Annotated in this window: 14 protein-coding genes; all 14 read right to left on the reverse strand. The window is 69.4% G+C overall.

The window, feature by feature from the left end:
* Window positions 1–33: 33 nt before the first annotated feature.
* Window positions 34–813, reverse strand: a complete 780-nt coding sequence (locus AB0I21_RS23285; protein ID WP_344509037.1) for an IclR family transcriptional regulator C-terminal domain-containing protein — start codon at window positions 811–813, stop codon at window positions 34–36.
* Window positions 814–1,217: 404 nt separating this feature from the next.
* Window positions 1,218–2,180, reverse strand: coding sequence for a polyprenyl synthetase family protein (locus AB0I21_RS23290; protein WP_360564065.1), 963 nt, complete (start codon window positions 2,178–2,180; stop codon window positions 1,218–1,220).
* A gap of 163 nt (window positions 2,181–2,343) precedes the next feature.
* Window positions 2,344–3,879 (reverse strand): NADH-quinone oxidoreductase subunit NuoN, encoded by a 1,536-nt coding sequence (gene nuoN, locus AB0I21_RS23295; RefSeq protein ID WP_360564067.1) that lies wholly within the window; start codon window positions 3,877–3,879, stop codon window positions 2,344–2,346.
* Window positions 3,876–5,405, reverse strand: a complete 1,530-nt coding sequence (locus AB0I21_RS23300; protein WP_360564069.1) for an NADH-quinone oxidoreductase subunit M — start codon at window positions 5,403–5,405, stop codon at window positions 3,876–3,878. Before AB0I21_RS23300 ends, nuoN begins: the two co-directional genes overlap by 4 nt.
* Window positions 5,402–7,312, reverse strand: a complete 1,911-nt coding sequence (gene nuoL / locus AB0I21_RS23305) for an NADH-quinone oxidoreductase subunit L (RefSeq protein ID WP_360564070.1) — start codon at window positions 7,310–7,312, stop codon at window positions 5,402–5,404. The genes AB0I21_RS23300 and nuoL overlap by 4 nt, the downstream gene beginning before the upstream one ends.
* Window positions 7,313–7,322: 10 nt before the next feature.
* Window positions 7,323–7,622 carry an NADH-quinone oxidoreductase subunit NuoK gene (gene nuoK / locus AB0I21_RS23310; RefSeq protein ID WP_344509027.1) on the reverse strand — a complete coding sequence of 100 codons (300 nt, stop codon included), beginning with the start codon at window positions 7,620–7,622 and terminating at the stop codon, window positions 7,323–7,325.
* The gene (locus AB0I21_RS23315) at window positions 7,619–8,392 is read right to left on the reverse strand and encodes an NADH-quinone oxidoreductase subunit J (RefSeq protein WP_360564072.1); all 774 of its coding nucleotides are present in this window, start codon (window positions 8,390–8,392) and stop codon (window positions 7,619–7,621) included. The genes nuoK and AB0I21_RS23315 overlap by 4 nt, the downstream gene beginning before the upstream one ends.
* Window positions 8,389–8,937 (reverse strand): NADH-quinone oxidoreductase subunit NuoI, encoded by a 549-nt coding sequence (nuoI, locus tag AB0I21_RS23320; RefSeq protein ID WP_360564074.1) that lies wholly within the window; start codon window positions 8,935–8,937, stop codon window positions 8,389–8,391. The genes AB0I21_RS23315 and nuoI overlap by 4 nt, the downstream gene beginning before the upstream one ends.
* An 82-nt stretch (window positions 8,938–9,019) precedes the next feature.
* Window positions 9,020–10,369, reverse strand: coding sequence for an NADH-quinone oxidoreductase subunit NuoH (gene nuoH, locus AB0I21_RS23325; protein WP_360564076.1), 1,350 nt, complete (start codon window positions 10,367–10,369; stop codon window positions 9,020–9,022).
* Window positions 10,366–12,825 (reverse strand): NADH-quinone oxidoreductase subunit G, encoded by a 2,460-nt coding sequence (locus AB0I21_RS23330; protein WP_360564077.1) that lies wholly within the window; start codon window positions 12,823–12,825, stop codon window positions 10,366–10,368. The genes nuoH and AB0I21_RS23330 overlap by 4 nt, the downstream gene beginning before the upstream one ends.
* Entirely contained in the window at window positions 12,825–14,147 is a 1,323-nt protein-coding gene (gene nuoF / locus AB0I21_RS23335) for an NADH-quinone oxidoreductase subunit NuoF (protein WP_360564079.1), read from the reverse strand. The genes AB0I21_RS23330 and nuoF overlap by 1 nt, the downstream gene beginning before the upstream one ends.
* Window positions 14,144–14,938: an NADH-quinone oxidoreductase subunit NuoE gene (gene nuoE / locus AB0I21_RS23340; protein ID WP_360564081.1), complete on the reverse strand. Its 795-nt coding sequence runs from the start codon at window positions 14,936–14,938 to the stop codon at window positions 14,144–14,146. Before nuoE ends, nuoF begins: the two co-directional genes overlap by 4 nt.
* Window positions 14,938–16,254 (reverse strand): NADH-quinone oxidoreductase subunit D, encoded by a 1,317-nt coding sequence (locus AB0I21_RS23345; protein ID WP_360564083.1) that lies wholly within the window; start codon window positions 16,252–16,254, stop codon window positions 14,938–14,940. The genes nuoE and AB0I21_RS23345 overlap by 1 nt, the downstream gene beginning before the upstream one ends.
* On the reverse strand, window positions 16,251–16,871 hold the full coding sequence (locus AB0I21_RS23350; RefSeq protein WP_360564085.1) for an NADH-quinone oxidoreductase subunit C: 621 nt from the start codon (window positions 16,869–16,871) through the stop codon (window positions 16,251–16,253). The genes AB0I21_RS23345 and AB0I21_RS23350 overlap by 4 nt, the downstream gene beginning before the upstream one ends.
* Window positions 16,872–17,009: the final 138 nt, after the last annotated feature.

A 17,009-nucleotide genomic window follows, 5' to 3' on the forward strand; every position in this document is an offset into this window, starting at 1 on the left:
GTGTCTCCCCTGTACGAGGGGGAGGCACCCGCTTCACTGTTCGGCCAGGACCGTCGCCAGGTGGTGCGCGGTGGCCAGCAGGCGGGTCCGCACGACCTTCGCCGAGGACATCAGCTCGGCGGGCGGCAGCGCGCACGCCAGCACGACCCGGCGGTCGGGGTCGCGGTCGTTGACGACCATGACGGCCGCGCAGGCGAGGCCCTGGCGGAACTGGCCGATCTCGATCTGCATGCCGCGGCGGTCGCCGGCGGCGAGGTCGGAGTCGAGCGCCTCGGGCGAGGTCAGCGTCGCCGAGGTGTAGGCGCGCATCCCGTACTCCTTCAGGAACCGCCACCGCTGGTCGGCGCTCATCGTGGCGAGCAGCGCCTTGCCCAGCGCGGTCGCGTGCGCGGCCTCGTCGTAGCCGGGCACCAGGTCGTCGAGCGGCGGTGTCCGCGGGCCCTCGGCCGCGGCCGTCACGGCGATCCTGCCGCCGATGAAGCGCCCCAGGTAGTGGCTGTACCCCGTCTCGGCGGCGGCGCGGCGCAGCCGGTCCGTGACGGCGCTGGGCCCCCGGAACGCGAGCACCAGCTCCCGATAGCGGTCGGCGATCTCCAGGCCGACCACGTAGGTGCCGTTCTCGCGGCGGATGACGTAGCCCTCGTACGCGAGGGTGCGCACCAGGTGATAGGTAGTAGCGACCGTGAAGTCACATCGCCTGGCGATCTGCTTCACGGTGAGGCCGCGTGGTGACTGACCCACGGCCTCCAAGACTCGTAGTGCCCTCGAAACGCTCCGGATGAGGTCCGAGGGTTCGGCCTGTGGATCCCGCACCGCCGCCCTCCCCAGCCGCAGCAGTAACTGGATTCACACCATATGAAACTGGAGCGGGTCCAGGGAACACTTTGATCATTTCTGGAGCCAGGTCAGGGAATCCGGCGGCTCTACACATAGCGATGAATGGCCCATTCTGGACATCGGTCATGTGCAGTCACGCTTTCGACACGCCGTGTAGCGTGAGTAATGCTCAGGCTGCGCGCGTGTCATCTGTGGAAGTAATGGGTGCCCGCTTGAGTAACCGTCGCGCGAGTTCCGCCAAGCCGCTCCTGGCTGTCATCACGCCGTTGCGAGTTGTTGCGGGGGCAGGTACCGGCGCCAGGTCGCTATGAGCAATATGGCCGGACATGCCGAAGCCCCGGTGCGGTCGTCATGACCAACCCCGGGGCTTCGGAAAGGGATCAGTTGGTGCGGTCGGCGATGAAGTCGCAGAGCGACTCGAGGGCCACGCGCGCCGGCACGTGCGGCAGCGGGGCCAGGGACGCCCGTGCGCGGTCGGCATAGCCGCGGACGGTCTCGCGGGCCTGCTTCAGCGCCGCGGACTCCCGGAGCAGCCCCAGGGCCTCCGCGTGCAGCGCGTCGTCGGTGACCGGCCCCGCGGACAGGATCTCGCGGAGGCGGATCGACGCGGCGTCGCCGTCGCCGGAGGCCAGCGCGTAGAGCACCGGCAGGGTCGGCACGCCCTCGCGGAGGTCGGTGCCGGGCGTCTTGCCCGACTGGGTGCTCTCGCTGGCGATGTCGATCAGGTCGTCGGACAGCTGGAAGGCGATGCCGAAGGTCTCCGCGAAGGTCGCGAGCGCCTCGATCTCCTCCTCGCTGCAGCCGCCGAACATGCCGCCGAAGCGGGCGCTGGTCGAGATCAGCGAGCCGGTCTTCTGCGAGATGACCCGCAGGTAGTGCGAGATCGCGTCCTCGCCGTGCATCGGGCCGGCGGTCTCGGCGACCTGGCCGTGCACGAGGCGGGAGAACGTGCTCGACTGGATCTTGACCGCCTCGAGGCCGAGCTCGGTGGCGCACGCGGCGGCACGGGCGAAGAGGTAGTCGCCGATCAGGATGGCGAGGGAGTTGCCCCAGCGCGAGTTCGCGCTGGGCGCGCCGCGGCGCACGTCCGCCTCGTCCATGACATCGTCGTGGTAGAGCGTGGCGAGGTGGGTCAGCTCGACCACCGCGCCGGCCATCACGACGTCGCGCGAGCTCGGGTCGCCGAAGTGCGCGGCGAGCGCCACGAGCAGCGGGCGGAAGCGCTTGCCGCCCGCGTTGACCAGGTGGCGGGCCGCCTCGGTCACCAGCGGGTTGGCGCTGTCGACGGAGTCGATCAGCACCGTCTCGACGTCCTTGAGGATCGCCATGACGCTGCTTTCCAACGCCGGATCGGCGAAAGTCAGGCCGACAGACGCACCCGATTGCACGGTTCCCGTACTCACCACAGCTCCAACGATGCCATAGCCTGTCCGATCAGCTTGCGGCGCCCTTCATACAGCGACGTCCCCACGTGGTTGGCCACGGGGGACGTCACGGTGTGCGGGGCTATTTTCCGAAGAATGCCCCGGCGTGCTCGGTCGCATCGAGCAGCACGCTCGGGGCGACACCAAGCACCAAGGTCGCGACGGTCCCGATGACCAGCGCCGCTGCCGTCATCGCGCCCGGGATCGACACCGCAGGGGTGGTCTCGCCCGGCTCCGACAGCCACATCATGACGACCACCCGCAGATAGGGGAAGGCCAGAATGGCGCTGCTCACCACGCCGGCGATCACCAGCCACGTCTGGCCGGCGTCGATGGCGGAGGCGAAGACGCCGAACTTCGCGGTGAAACCGCTGGTCAGCGGCAGTCCGGCGAAGGCCAGCAGGATGAACGTGAAGAGCGTCGCATACAGCGGCGAACGCTTCCCGAGCCCGGCCCAGCGGGACAGGTGGGTCGCCTCGCCGTCGGCGTCGCGGACCAGGGTCACCACGGCGAACGCGGCGAGCACCGTGAAGCCGTAGGCGACCAGGTAGAACATCGAGCTGGAGACACCCTTGCCGAACGCGAGGACACCGACGAGCAGGTAGCCGGCGTTGGCGATCGACGAGTAGGCGAGCAGGCGCTTGATGTCGGTCTGCGTGACGGCCAGGATCGCGCCGACGAGCATCGTGATGACCGCCACGGTGCCGAGCACGTCCTGCAGCGCCCACTCGGTGCGGGAGAAGCCGACGTTGACCAGCCGCAGCAGACCGCCGAACGCGGCCACCTTGGTGCAGGCCGCCATGAGCGCGGTGACCGGGGTCGGCGCGCCCTGGTAGACGTCCGGGGTCCACACGTGGAACGGGACCGCGGCGGCCTTGAAGAGCAGGCCGATCGACAGCATCGCCAGGCCGACGTAGAGCAGGATGTCGTCGTTGGCGGAGCTCTGGATCGCGGTGTCGATCGCCTTGAAGTCGACCTGGCCGGCGTACCCGTAGATCAGCGCGATGCCGAAGAGGAAGAACGCCGAGGCGAACGAGCCGAGCAGGAAGTACTTGAGCGCGGCCTCCTGCGAGAGCAGCCGCCGGCGGCGGGCGAGGGCGCACAGCAGGTACAGCGGCAGCGAGAAGACCTCGAGCGCCACGAACATGACCAGCAGGTCGTTGGCCGTGCAGAAGAGCAGCATGCCGCCGAACGCGAACATCGCCAGCGGGAAGACCTCGGTGGCGCCGGCGGTGCGGGTGGCCTGGTCGCGGTCGGCGTCCGTGTTGGCGGTGACCGCGGCCTGCGCGACGAACGCGCCGCCGGTCTCCAGCGTCCGCTCCCCGATCAGCAGCAGCGACACGATGCCGAGGACGATCACCGACGCCGACAGGAACAGGCCCGGCTTGTCGATGGCGACCGCGGTGTGCGCCGTGAGCACCTCCTTGCTGCCCTGGTTGATCACCATGACGAGCGCGGCGACCATGCCGAGCAGCGACAGCGAGAGCTGCACGGTGTGCCTGATCCGCCGGGGTACGAAGCCCTCGACGAGCACGCCGACGCACGCGACGCCGAAGAGGATCAGCATCGGCGACAGGGCCGCGTAATCCAGGTGCGGCAGTTGGAGTTTGTCGTTCACTTGCCGGCCTCCACGGTGCCTGCGGTGGCTTTCGGGTCGGTGACGTGCATGTCCGTCATCGTCGCCTTGATCGCCGGGTTGATCACGTCGATGACCGGCTTCGGGTAGAAGCCGAGCACCAGGATCAGCACGATCAGCGGCGTGACGACGACGGCCTCACGCAGCGACAGGTCGCGGGTCATCGCCTTGATCTCGAGCAGCTTCGGGTTCGTGGTGCCCTGCGTGGTGCGCTGGATCATCCAGAGCACGTAGCCGGCGGCCAGGATGATGCCGGCGGTGGCGATGACGGCCACCGTCTTGTTCACCGTGAACGTGCCGATCAGCACCAGGAACTCGGAGACGAACGGCGAGGTGCCGGGCAGTGCGAGCGAGGCGAGACCGGCGATGAAGAAGACGCCGGCGAGGACCGGCACGAGCTTGCCGGCGCCGCCGAAGTCGCTCACCAGGGCGCTGCCGCGCCGGCTGACCAGCATGCCGACGACCAGGAAGAGCAGGCCGGTCGCGAGGCCGTGGTTGACCATGTACAGCACGGCGCCGGTGCCCGCCTGGGTGGTGAAGGCGAAGATGCCGATGCCGATGAAGCCGAAGTGGGCGATCGACGTGTAGGAGACCAGCCGCTTCAGGTCCTGCTGACCGATCGCCACCAGCGCGCCGTACACGATGCCGACCAGCGCGAGCGTCAGCCCCAGCCAGGCGAAGTACTTCGAGGCGTTGGGGAACAGCGGCAGGCAGTAGCGCAGGATGCCGAACGTGCCGACCTTGTCCATGACGCCGACGAGCAGCGCCGCCGAGCCGGCCTGCGCGGCGCCACCGGCGTCGGGCAGCCAGGTGTGGAACGGGAAGAACGGCGCCTTGATCGCGAACGCCAGGAAGAAGCCGAGGAACAGCCACCGCTCGGCGGTGACGCTGAAGTCCGCGGACACCAGCGTCTGCCAGTCGAAGGTGTGCCCGCCCAGCACCCACAGCCCGACCACGGCGGCGAGCATGAACAGGCCGCCGACGAGGGAGTACAGGAAGAACTTGACGGCCGCGTACTGCTTCTGGTGACCGCCGTAGGAGCCGATGAGGAAGTACATCGGCACGAGCATGACCTCGAAGAACACGTAGAACAGGAACACGTCCTGCGCGGCGAAGACGCCGATCATCGTGGATTCGAGGGCCAGCAGCAGCGCGAAGTACGCCGGCACCGACCGCTTGCTCTTGTCGGCGTCGTGCCACGAGGCGAGCACGACCAGCGGCACCAGCAGCGCGATCAGCGCGACCATCACCAGGGCGATGCCGTCGACCGCGAACGTGAACTTGGCGCCCCACTGCGGGATCCAGGTGTACGACTCGCGGAACTGGAACCGCTCGCCGTCGGGCTTGAACTGCAGCCACAGCCCGACGGTCAGCGCCAGGATCAGCAGCGACCAGCCGAACGCGGCGCGTTTGGCCAGCTCCGGCTTGTCCTTCGGCAGGAACGCGATCCCGGCGGCGCCGACGAGCGGCGCGACCGTGAGCACGGTCAGGTACGGAAAGGAGCTCATCCGAACGTCACCGCCAGCATGGCGGCCACCACGAGCACCGCGCCTCCAAGGATGGACAGGGCATAGGAGCGCACGAAACCGGTCTGCGCCCGGCGGAGCCGGCCGGAGCCGCCGCCCACGCCCGCGGCGAGGCCGTTGACCAGCCCGTCGATGCCGCGGTTGTCGAGGTAGACCAGCGCACGGGTCAGGTAGCGGCCGGGCGCCTCGAAGACCGCCTCGTTGAACGAGTCGGTGTAGAGGTTCTTGCGGGCCGCGGTGACCAGCACGCCGGCCGGCTGCTCCTGCAGGGCGGTGCCCTTGTTGAACAGCGCGACCGCCAGGCCGACACCGGCGAGCGTCACCACGATCGACAGGATCGTGATCAGCGTGTGGCCCATGACCGGCTCGTGCTCGACGTGCTCGCTGCCGTACACCGGGGTCAGCCACTCGGGCACCGACGTCGACAGCAGATAGCCGGCACCGACCGAGCCGACCGCCAGCAGGATCAGCGGGATCGTCATGATCTTCGGCGACTCGTGCGGGTGCCGGATGTCGTCGGTCCACCGCTCCGGGCCGTGGAACGTCAGCCAGAAGAGCCTGGTCATGTAGAACGCGGTCAGACCGGCGCCCAGCAGGGCCGCGCCGCCGAACAGCCACGCCGTCCAGCCCTCGCGCTCGAACGCCGCGACGATGATCGGCTCCTTGGAGAAGAAGCCCGACAGCGGCGGAATGCCGATGATGGCCAGCCAGCCGAGGCCGAACGTGACCCAGGTGATCTTCATGTACTTCCACAGCCCGCCGAAGCGGCGGATGTCGGTCTGGTCGTGCATCCCGTGCATGACCGAACCGGCGCCGAGGAACATGCCGGCCTTGAAGAAGCCGTGCGCGAGCAGGTGGATCAGGGCGAGCGCGTAGGCGGCGCCGCCGAGCCCGACACCCAGGAACATGTAGCCGATCTGGCTGACCGTCGACCAGGCGAGGACCCGCTTGATGTCGTCCTTGGCGGTGCCGATGATGCAGCCCATCAGCAGCGTCAGCGCGCCGACCGCGACCACGACCGTCTGCGCCGTGGAGTTGGCGTCGAAGATCGCGTGCGACCGGGCGACCAGGTAGACGCCGGCGGTGACCATCGTGGCGGCGTGGATGAGCGCCGACACCGGGGTCGGGCCCTCCATGGCGTCCGGGAGCCAGGCCTGCAACGGGAACTGGCCGGACTTGCCGGCCGCGCCGAGCAGCAGCAGGAGCGCCATGGTCAGGATCACGCCGCCGCTGAGCTTGTCGACGTTGTTGAAGACCTCGGCGTAGTCGACCGTGCCGAGGTAGGCGAACATCATGAAGATGGCGATCGCGAAACCGGCGTCACCGACGCGGTTCATCAGGAACGCCTTCTTACCGGCGGTCGCCGCGCTCGGGCGCAGGTACCAGAACGAGATCAGCAGGTAGGACGCGAGACCGACGCCCTCCCAGCCGAAGTAGAGCATCACGTAGTTGTTGCCGAGGACCAGCAGCAGCATCGCCGCGACGAACAGGTTGAAGTAGCCGAAGAACTTCCGGCGACCCGGGTCGTGGTCCATGTAGCCCACCGCGTACAGGTGGATCAGCGAACCGACACCCGTGATCAGCAGGACGAACATCGCCGACAGCGGGTCGAACAGCAGACCCAGCTCGACCTTGAAGTCCCCGACGCCGATGTAGTCCCACAGCTTCAGCTCGACGCCGCTGCGGTTCTCCAGCCCGCGGAGCGTGAAGAAGTAGGTCAGTCCCAGCACGAAGGACGTGGCGACGCTGAGCACGCCGAGCCAGTGTCCCCAACGGTCGGCGCGCTTGCCGAGCAGCAGCAGCACCGCCGCGCTCGCCAGCGGGATCGCGACGAGCAGCCAGAACGAGCCCAGCCACCCGGACGCCGCCGTGTAGGCGATTTGTTCCACAACCCGCTCCCTAGTACTTCAGCAGGTTCGCGTCGTCGACGCTTGCGGAGCGTCGAGTCCGGAAGATCGACATGATGATCGCCAGGCCGACGACGACCTCGGCCGCCGCGACGACCATGACGAAGAACGCCATGATCTGGCCGTCGAGCGAGCCGTTGATCCGGCTGAACGTGACCAGCGCGAGGTTGGCCGCGTTGAGCATGAGCTCGATGCACATGAACAGCACGATGGCGTTGCGCCGGATGAGCACACCCACCGCGCCGATCGTGAACAGGATCGACGCCAGCACGATGTAGTACGTCGGTGTCACTTCTCGGTCCCCTTCGGTGCGACGTCTGCCGACGTCAACTCCCGGGTCGGGAGGATCTTGGAGATGCTGCGGTCCGACGGGGTGCCGTCGGGCAGCCGCGCGGGCGTCGCCACCGAGTCGGAGGTGGAGAACACACCCGGGCCGGGCTTCGGCGCGGGGTAGTTGCCCGGCCGGAACCGGGCGAGCATCCGCTCCGGCTGGCTGACCTTGTCTTCCTTGCGCTTCTCGATGTGCGCCAGGATCATCGCGCCCACCGCCGCCGTGATCAGCAGCGCCGAGGTCACCTCGAAGACGAACACGTACTTGGTGAAGATGAGGCTGGCCAGGCCGGTCACGTTGCCGGCCGCGTTCGCCTCGGCCAGCCCCTTCGGGGCGCTCCCGCCGAGCGCGCGGTACAGCCCCATGCCCATCAGCAGGGCCAGCCCGACGCCGAGCAGGATCGCCACCATCCGCTGGCCGCGCAACGTCTCGATCAGCGAGTCCGAGGAGTCGCGGCCGACGAGCATCAGCACGAACAGGAACAGCATCATGATGGCGCCGGTGTAGACGATGATCTGCACCATGCCGATGAACGGGCCGGCCTGCAGGACGTAGAACACGCCCAGGCACATCATCGTGATCACCAGGAACAGCGCGGAGTGCACCGCGTTGCGCGCCCAGACCATGCCGATGGCGCCGAGGACCGCGATCGGGGCGAGGATCCAGAAGGTGGCGGCCTCGCCGCCCTTCACGTCACCCGCGGCGGCCAGCAGCTCCAGGGAGTAGTTCACGCCTGACCCCCCTTGTAGTGCTCGGCACCCGCGGACGTGCCGGGGTTGTCGAGCGCGCCGACGTAGTAGTCCTTCTCGGTGTCACCGAGACGCATGTCGTGCGGCGGGCGCTCCATGCCCGGCAACAGCGGCGCGAGCAGCATCTCCTTGGTGAAGATGAGGTCGCGCCGGTTGTCGCGGGCCAGCTCGTACTCGTTGCTCATGGTCAGCGAACGGGTCGGGCAGGCCTCGATGCACAGGCCGCAGAAGATGCAGCGGGCGTAGTTGATCTGGTACGTCTGGGCGTACCGCTCACCGGGCGAGAAGCGCTCGTCCTCGGTGTTGTCGGCGCCCTCGACGAAGATCGCGTCCGCGGGGCACGCCCACGCGCACAGCTCACAGCCGATGCACTTCTCCAGGCCGTCCGGCCACCGGTTGAGGATGTGCCGGCCGTGGTACCGGGGGGCCGGAGGCTTGCGCTGCTCCGGGTACTCCTCGGTCACCACCTTCTTGAACATGTGCGAGAAGGTGACGCCGAAGCCTTTCAGCGTTCCACCGATGCTCATTTCGCCACCTCCGCTTCGCTCCGGCGTCGGCCTGAGCCAATCTGCAATGCCGATGAGCGGCCCGAGCCGCTCCGCTGGCCGCTCATGCGTTCTCCTTGCCGGTCGAGACGGGCTCCCGCTCGACGATCACGCGCTTGGCCCGCGGGCTGGGCGGGACCTCAAGGTTGAGCGGCGGCAAGGGGAAGCCCTTGCTGCCACCGACCCGGCCGCCGGGGTGTGCCTCCGGGATCTCGACGACCGTGGCGCCGCGCCGCGACAGGACGATCGCCACCAGGCCGAGCGCCAGGGCCGCGACGATGATCGCGACGGAGACGCCGAACTTGCCGCCGGAGCTGAGGCTGTCGGTGTTGATCGTCAGCAGGATGCCGGCGAGGGTCAGGATCCAGATCAGGTTGGCCGGGATGAGGACCTTCCAGCCGAACCGCATGAACTGGTCGTACCGCAGGCGGGGCAGCGTGCCGCGCAGCCAGACGAACACGAACAGCAGCAGCAGGACCTTGATGGTGAACCAGAGAACCGGCCACCAGCCCTGGTTGGCGCCGTCCCACAGCGAGATCGGCCATGGTGCCCGCCAGCCGCCGAGGAACAGCGTCGCGCACAGGCCGGAGACGGTGACCATGTTGACGTACTCGGCGAGGAAGAACAGCGCGAACTTCAGCGACGAGTACTCGGTGTGGAAGCCGCCGACGAGCTCCGACTCGGCCTCGGGGAGGTCGAACGGCGCCCGGTTCGTCTCGCCGACCGCGGCGGTGAAGTAGATCAGGAAGCTCGGCAGCAGCAGGATGACGTACCAGGCGGGCAGGTCCGCGCTCCAGCCGCCGATGTCGACGGTGCCGTTGCCGGCCTGCTGCTCCACGATCTGCGAGGTCGACATCGTGCCGGAGACCAGGAAGACCGAGACGATCGACAGGCCCATCGCGACCTCGTACGAGATCATCTGGGCGCTGGAGCGCAGGCCGCCGAGCAGCGGGTAGGTCGAGCCGGAGGCCCAGCCGCCGAGCACGACGCCGTAGATGCCCATCGACGAGCACGCCAGCACCAGCAGGACCGCCACCGGGATGTCGGTGAGCTGCAGCGGGCTGTGGTGGCCGAAGATCGACACCGTCGGGCCGAACGGGATCACCGAGAACGCGGTGAACGCGCAGATCGTGGAGATCACCGGCGCGAAGAAGAAGACCACCTTGTCCGCGAGGCGCGGCATGATGTCTTCCTTGAACGCCAGCTTCAGGCCGTCGGCGAGCGACTGCAGGAGGCCGAACGGGCCGTTGCGGTTCGGCCCCGGGCGGACCTGCATCCGGGCGACGACCTTGCGCTCGTACCAGATGGCGAAGAGCGTCATGACGACCAGGAACGCGAAGATCACGACGACCTTGGCGAGCACCAGCCACCAGGGGTCTTTGCCGAACTGGTCGAGGTTCGCGGCGAGGATCATGAGTTGGTACCCCCAGTGCTGATCTCGACCAGCGCACCTTCGGCCACGCCGAGCGTGCGCCGCAGGGTCGAGCCGGGCGAGTTCGTCGGGACCCAGACGACGCGATCGGCCATGTCGGTGACCAGCGCCGGCAGGGTGATCGCGCCCCGTGCCGTGCCGACCGTCACCGGGTCACCGTCGGCGACCCCGAGGTCGGCGGCCGTGCTCTTGGAGATCCGCGCGACCGGTGTGCGGGCGGTGCCGGCCAGGTGGCCGTCGCCGTCCTGCAGCGAGCCGCTGTCGATCAGGTGGTGCCAGGACGCCAGGATCGCCTGGCCGCCGGCCGGCGTGGCGGCCACACCCGCGGCCACCGTCGGCACCTCGGCCCGGACGCTGGCGCGCAGCGCGGCACCGGCCGTGGCGGTGCCCGGCAGCGGCAGCTCCGCGAGCGTGGCGAGCTGCGCCCGCGCCGCGTCGACGTCGCCGACACCCAGCTCGATGCCCAGCTCACGGCCGAGCGCGTCCAGCACGCGGGCGTCGCTCATCGCGGCGGTCTTCAGCACCGTGACGAACGGCCGGACCCGGCCTTCCCAGTTGACGTAGGAGCCGCTCTTCTCGACCGCCGGGGCGATCGGCAGGACCACGTCGGCGCGCTTGGCGACGGCGCTGAGCCGCAGCTCCAGGCTGACCACGAACCCGACCGCGTCGAGCGCCTCCTCGGCCGCCCGCGGGTCGGCCAGGTCGCCGGTGTCGACGCCGCCGACGAGCAGCCCGCCGAGCTGGCCGGCCTTCGCGGCCGCGATGATCGCGTCGGTGTCCCGTCCCGAGGCGCTGGGCAGGACGCCCGCGTCGAGCTGCCACGCGATGGCGACCTCGCTGCGCGCGGCCGGGTCGTACACCGGACGGCCACCCGGCAGGAGGGTCGGCAGCGCGCCGGCCTCGACCGCGCCGCGGTCACCCGCGCGCCGTGGCACCCAGGCGAGCTTGGCGCCGGTCTCCGTGGCGATCCGCGCCGCGGCGGACAGGCCGCCCTCGACGCTCGCCAGCCGCTCGCCGACGAACAGGATCGCGCCCTCGGCCGACAGCGCCTCGCGCAGCTGCTCGGACCCGCCGAGCACCTCCGCCTCGGCGCCCGGCGCGGTGAGCAGGACGGTCGCGCCGAGCTTCTCGAACCCGCGGCTGACGAACGGGGCGACCGCGTAGCTGGCCAGCCCCCGCTTCAGGTAGGTCTTGCGGGCCCGCAGGTAGATGATCGGGCACTCTTCCTCGGGCTCCAGCCCGACGAAGACGACCGCGCCGGCGCGCTCGATGTCGGAGTACGTGACCTCGACCTGGCCGGCCACCGACGAGCCGAGGAACTCGGTCTCCTCCGTGGACAGCGGGCGGGCCCGGAAGTCGATGTCGTTGGTGCCGAGGGCGACCCGGGCGAACTTCGAGTACGCGAACGCGTCCTCGACCGTCAGCCGGCCGCCGGTCAGGACGCCGACGCCGCCGTTGTCCTTCGCCGCGGCGAGCCCGGCGGCCGCGACGGTGAGGGCCTCGGGCCAGCTCGCCTCGCGCAGCTCACCGGTCTTAGCGTCGCGCACCAGCGGCTTGGTCAGCCGGTCGGTGGCGTTGGTGTACTGGAACGCGAAGCGGCCCTTGTCGCAGTTCCACTCCTCGTTGACCGCCGGGTCGTCGCCCGCCAGGCGGCGCATGACCTTGCCGCGGCGGTGGTCGGCCCGCTGGTCACAGCCTGCCGCGCAGTGCTCGCACGCGTTCGGCGTGGACACCAGGTCGAACGGCCGGGCCCGGAAGCGGTACTGCGCGCTGGTGAGCGCGCCGACCGGGCAGATCTGGATCGTGTTGCCGGAGAAGTACGAGTTGAACGGCGCGTCGTCCTCGGGCGACTCGGGGTTGCCCCGGAAGACGCCGATCTGCTCGTTGGACGAGCGCTCCATGAGGTCGATGAACTTGTCGCCGGCGATCTCGTCGGAGAACCGGGTGCAGCGCTGGCACAGCACGCACCGCTCGCGGTCGAGCAGCACCTGGGTGCTGATCGGCAGCGGCTTCGGGTACTCCCGCTTGTGCTCGACGAACCGGCTCTCGGCCTGGCCGTTGCTCATCGCCTGGTTCTGCAGGGGGCACTCGCCGCCCTTGTCGCAGACCGGGCAGTCCAGCGGGTGGTTGATCAGGAGGAACTCCATGATGCCCTCTTGGGCCTTCTTGGCCACGTCGGAGGTCATCTGGGTGCGGACCACCATGCCCTCGGCGACCGGCTGCGTGCACGAGGCCACCGGCTTGCGCTGGCCTTCCACGTCGACCAGGCACTGGCGGCACGCGCCGGCGGGAGCCAGCAGCGGGTGGTCGCAGAAGCGGGGGATGGAGATGCCGATCTGCTCGGCGGCCCGGATGACGAGGGCGCCCTTGGGTGCCTCGACCTCGATGCCGTCGATGGTCAGCTTGACCGTCTCGACCTTCGGAACGACGTCCGTCATCAGTGGGCTCCTACCAGTTCGCCCTTGAACATCGGGGCCTTGCGGCCTTCGATGTAGTCCAGGTAGTCCTGCTTGAAGTACTTGATCGAGGACGTCACCGGGCTGGTGGCACCGTCACCGAGCGCGCAGAACGAGCGCCCGAGGAGGTTGTCGCAGGCGTCCAGCAGGGTGTCGAGGTCCTGGTGGGTGCCCTGGCCGGCGAGGATGCGGTGCAGGATCCGCACCATCCAGTAGTTGCCCTCGCGGCACGGCGTGCACTTGCCGCAGGACTCGTGGTGGTAGAAGGCGATCCACCGGTACGTCGCGTAGACGATGTCGTCCTGGTCGGAGAAGACCTGGACGGCGGTGGTGCCGAGCATCGTGCCGACGCTCATCATGCCTTCGAAGTCCATCGGCGTGTCGAGGTGCTCGTCGGTGAGCATCGGCGTCGACGACCCGCCCGGCGTCCAGAACTTGAGCTGGTGGCCGGCCTGCATGCCGCCGGCCAGGTCGATGAGCTGCCGCAGCGTGACGCCGAGGCCGCACTCGAACTGGCCGGGGTTGTTGACCCGTCCGGAGATCGAGTAGATCTTCGGGCCGGGCGACTTCTCGGTGCCCATGCTGCGGAACCAGGCCGAGCCGCCGAGGACGATGTACGGGACGCTGGCGATCGTCTCGACGTTGTTGACCACCGTCGGCGACGCGTAGAGCCCGTGCGTCGCGGGGAACGGCGGCCGCAGCCGGGGCTGGCCGCGATACCCCTCCAGCGAGTCCAGCAGCGCCGTCTCCTCGCCGCAGATGTACGCGCCGGCGCCGCTGTGGACGACCAGGTCGAGGTCGAAGCCGCTGCCGAGGATGTTCTTGCCGAGGTACCCCTTGGCGTACGCCTGCTCGACCGCGGCGCGCAGGCGGCGGGCGGAGTGGACGGCCTCGCCGCGGATGTAGATCGCGGCGAAGTTGGCCCGGATGGCGTAGGAGGCGATGATGACGCCCTCGACCAGCGCGTGCGGGTCGGCCATCATCAGCGGCAGGTCCTTGCAGGTGCCCGGCTCGCCCTCGTCGGCGTTGACCACGAGGTAGTGCGGCTTGCCGTCGTTCTGCGGGATGAAGCCCCACTTCATGCCGGTGGGGAAGCCGGCGCCGCCGCGGCCGCGCAGGCCCGAGTCCTTGACCAGCTGGATCAGCTCGTCAGGGTGGGCCTTGAACGCCTTGCGCAGCGCGGTGTAGCCGTCGAGCCGCTCGTACACGTCGATCTTCCACGCGTCGGGCGAAAGCCAGCGCTTGGTCAGCACCGGCGTCAGCTTCGACAGCGACTCCTGGGAAGGCTGGTAGTCGAGGGTCACGCCTTCGCCTCCTTCACTGCGTCTTTCTGAGGCGTGGGACTGTCGCCGGCCGGCTTGGCGTCCGAGGCGGCCTTCGGCATGGTCTCGGCCGGCTTCGGTGCCTCTTCCGCCTTCTTGGCGATCGGCGTCTCCGGGTCGAAGCCCGGGACCGCGATGCCGAAGCGCTCGGCGAGCCGGTTGCCGGCGAGGGTCGGCTCGCCCGCGGGGCCGTCGGCGATGACGTCGTCGCCCCGGTCGTCGGCGAAGCCGGCCAGCTGGACCGCCATCTCCTTGAGCGTGCACAGGCGCGTGCCGCGGGTCGGCTGCGGGCGCTCGCCGTTCTGCAGCTGCTTGACCAGCGTGAGCGCGCTGTCCTCGGTGATCTGGTCGAAGAACTCGTAGTTGACCGTCATCACCGGCGCGTAGTCGCAGGCGGCCAGGCACTCGGCGTGCTCGAGCGTGATCTTGCCGTCGGCGGTCGTCTCGTCGTGGTCGACACCCAGGTGGTCGCGCAGCGCCTCGTACGCCTTGTCGCCGCCGAGGACGCCGCACATGGTGTTGGTGCAGACGCTGACCAGGTAGTCGCCGGTCGGCTTGCGCTTGTACATGGTGTAGAACGTCGCGACCGCGCCGACCTGCGCCTTGGTGATGCCCAGGGTCTCGGCGCAGAAGGCGATGCCCTCCGGCGAGACGTATCCCTGCTCCGACTGCACCAGGTGCAGCAGCGGCAGCAGCGCCGAGCGCGACCGGCCCTCGGGGTACCGCGCGATGATCTGCCGCGCGCGCTCGCGCGTGACCTCACTGAACGCCATTAACGATCACACCCACCCATGACGGGGTCGAGCGAGGCGCCGCCCACGATGACGTCGGCGAGCAGTCCGCCCTCGGCCATCGCCGGAATCGCCTGCAGGTTGACGAAGCTGGGCTCCCGGTAGTGCACCCGGTAAGGGCGGGTGCCGCCGTCGGAGACCGCGTGCACGCCGAGCTCGCCGCGGGGCGCCTCGATCGGCACGTACACCTGGCCGGCCGGCACCCGGAAGCCCTCGGTGACCAGCTTGAAGTGGTGGATCAGGGCCTCCATCGACTGGCCCATGATCTTCGCGACGTGGTCGAGGGAGTTGCCGAGACCGTCGCCGCCGATCGCCAGCTGCGCCGGCCACGCGATCTTCTTGTCGCCGATCATGATCGGGCCGGGCTCGAGCCGGTCCATGGCCTGCTGGATGATCCGCACCGACTGGCGCATTTCGTTGAGCCGGACCTTGTAACGGCCCCACGCGTCGCCGGTCGACTCGGTCGGGACCTCGAAGTCGTAGGTCTCGTAGCCCGCGTAGGGCTGCTGCTTGCGGATGTCCCAGCCGAGGCCCGCGGAGCGCAGCACCGGGCCGGTGATGCCCAGCGCCAGGCAGCCGGTCACGTCCAGCACGGCGACGCCCTGCGTGCGCTCTTTCCAGATCGTGTTGCCCGACAGCAGGTCCTCGTACATGTCGATGCGCTCGGGCATCCAGCCGAGGAACTCGCGGATCTTGGCGAGGGCCTCCTCGGGGACGTCCTGCGCGACGCCGCCCGGCCGCACGTAGGCCATGTTCATCCGCAGGCCGGAGACCATCTCGAAGATGTCGAGGATGTACTCCCGCTCGCGGAACCCGTAGATCATCATCGACAGCGCGCCGAGCTCCATGCCGGTCGTCGCCAGCCACACGAGGTGGGAGGCGACCCGGTTGAGCTCCATCATCAGCACGCGGATGGTCTTGGCGCGGGGCGTGATCTGGTCCTCGATGCCGAGGAGCTTCTCGACCGCCATGCAGTAGCCGGTCTCGTTGAAGATCGGCGCCAGGTAGTCCATGCGGGTGACGAACGTGGTGCCCTGCGTCCAGTTGCGGAACTCGAGGTTCTTCTCGATGCCGGTGTGCAGGTAGCCGATGACGGTCCGGGCCTCCGTGACCGTCTCGCCCTCCAGCTCCAGGACCAGCCGGAGCACGCCGTGGGTCGACGGGTGCTGCGGGCCCATGTTGACGACGATGCGCTCCTCGGCGCCCGCCTCGTTGACGACCGAGTCCCAGTCGCCGCCGGTGACGGTGAAGACCCGGCCTTCCGTGGTCTCCCGGGCGCTTGCGTAATCGGTGGTCACTGGTAACTCCTCCGCTGGTCCGGCGGTGGGATCTCGGCGCCCTTGTACTCGACCGGCACGCCGCCGAGCGGGTAGTCCTTCCGCTGCGGGAAGCCCTCCCAGTCGTCGGGCATGAGAATGCGGGTCAGGTTGGGGTGGCCGTCGAAGACGATGCCGAACATGTCGTAGGTCTCCCGCTCCTGCCAGTCGGCGGTCGGGTACACCTGGGTGACGCTCGGCAGGTGGGGGTCCTCGGCCGTGACCGCGGCCTCCAGCCGGACCCGGCGGCGGAACGTCATCGAGGTCAGGTGGTAGACGGCGTGCAGCCGCCGGCCGTCGGTGCCCAGGTAGTCGACGCCTGACACCGATGACAGCAGCTCGAAGCGCAGGGCCGGGTCGTCGCGCATGATCTGGGCGACCTCGGCGATGCGCTCGGGCACGATGTGCAGCGTCAGCTCGCCGCGGTCGACGACGATCCGCTCGATCGCGTCGTTGAAGCCCGGGTAGGCCTCCTCGAGCGCGTCGACGACCTCGTCGAAGTCCCCGCCGAACGGCCGCGGCGAGTCCAGCTCGACCTCGCGGCGCCGGCGCAGACCGCCGAAGCCGGAGGTGTCGCCCGTGCCGTGCACGCCGAACATGCCCCGGCCGGCGGTGCTGGACGGGGGGAACTGCGCCGGGGGGGGGGGGGGGGGGGGGGGGGGGGGGGCCGCCCGCACATCGCGCCGCCCGCCCGCGTAGCCCCCCGGTTCGGACGTGGACACCACTTAAAACCCGAC

Origin of the sequence: Dactylosporangium sp. NPDC050588, from assembly GCF_040654975.1 — a bacterium.
Lineage (GTDB): Bacteria > Actinomycetota > Actinomycetes > Mycobacteriales > Micromonosporaceae > Dactylosporangium > Dactylosporangium maewongense.

Bases quoted from the DNA above. Each gene is read 5' to 3' on its own strand.
- nuoI (WP_360564074.1), bottom strand. From the start codon at position 8,937: ATGAGCATCGGTGGAACGCTGAAAGGCTTCGGCGTCACCTTCTCGCAC.
- nuoE (WP_360564081.1), bottom strand. From the start codon at position 14,938: ATGGCGTTCAGTGAGGTCACGCGCGAGCGCGCGCGGCAGATCATCGCG.
- AB0I21_RS23330 (WP_360564077.1), bottom strand. From the start codon at position 12,825: ATGACGGACGTCGTTCCGAAGGTCGAGACGGTCAAGCTGACCATCGAC.
- nuoH (WP_360564076.1), bottom strand. From the start codon at position 10,369: ATGATCCTCGCCGCGAACCTCGACCAGTTCGGCAAAGACCCCTGGTGG.
- AB0I21_RS23300 (WP_360564069.1), bottom strand. From the start codon at position 5,405: ATGAGCTCCTTTCCGTACCTGACCGTGCTCACGGTCGCGCCGCTCGTC.
- AB0I21_RS23350 (WP_360564085.1), bottom strand. From the start codon at position 16,871: ATGTTCGGCGTGCACGGCACGGGCGACACCTCCGGCTTCGGCGGTCTG.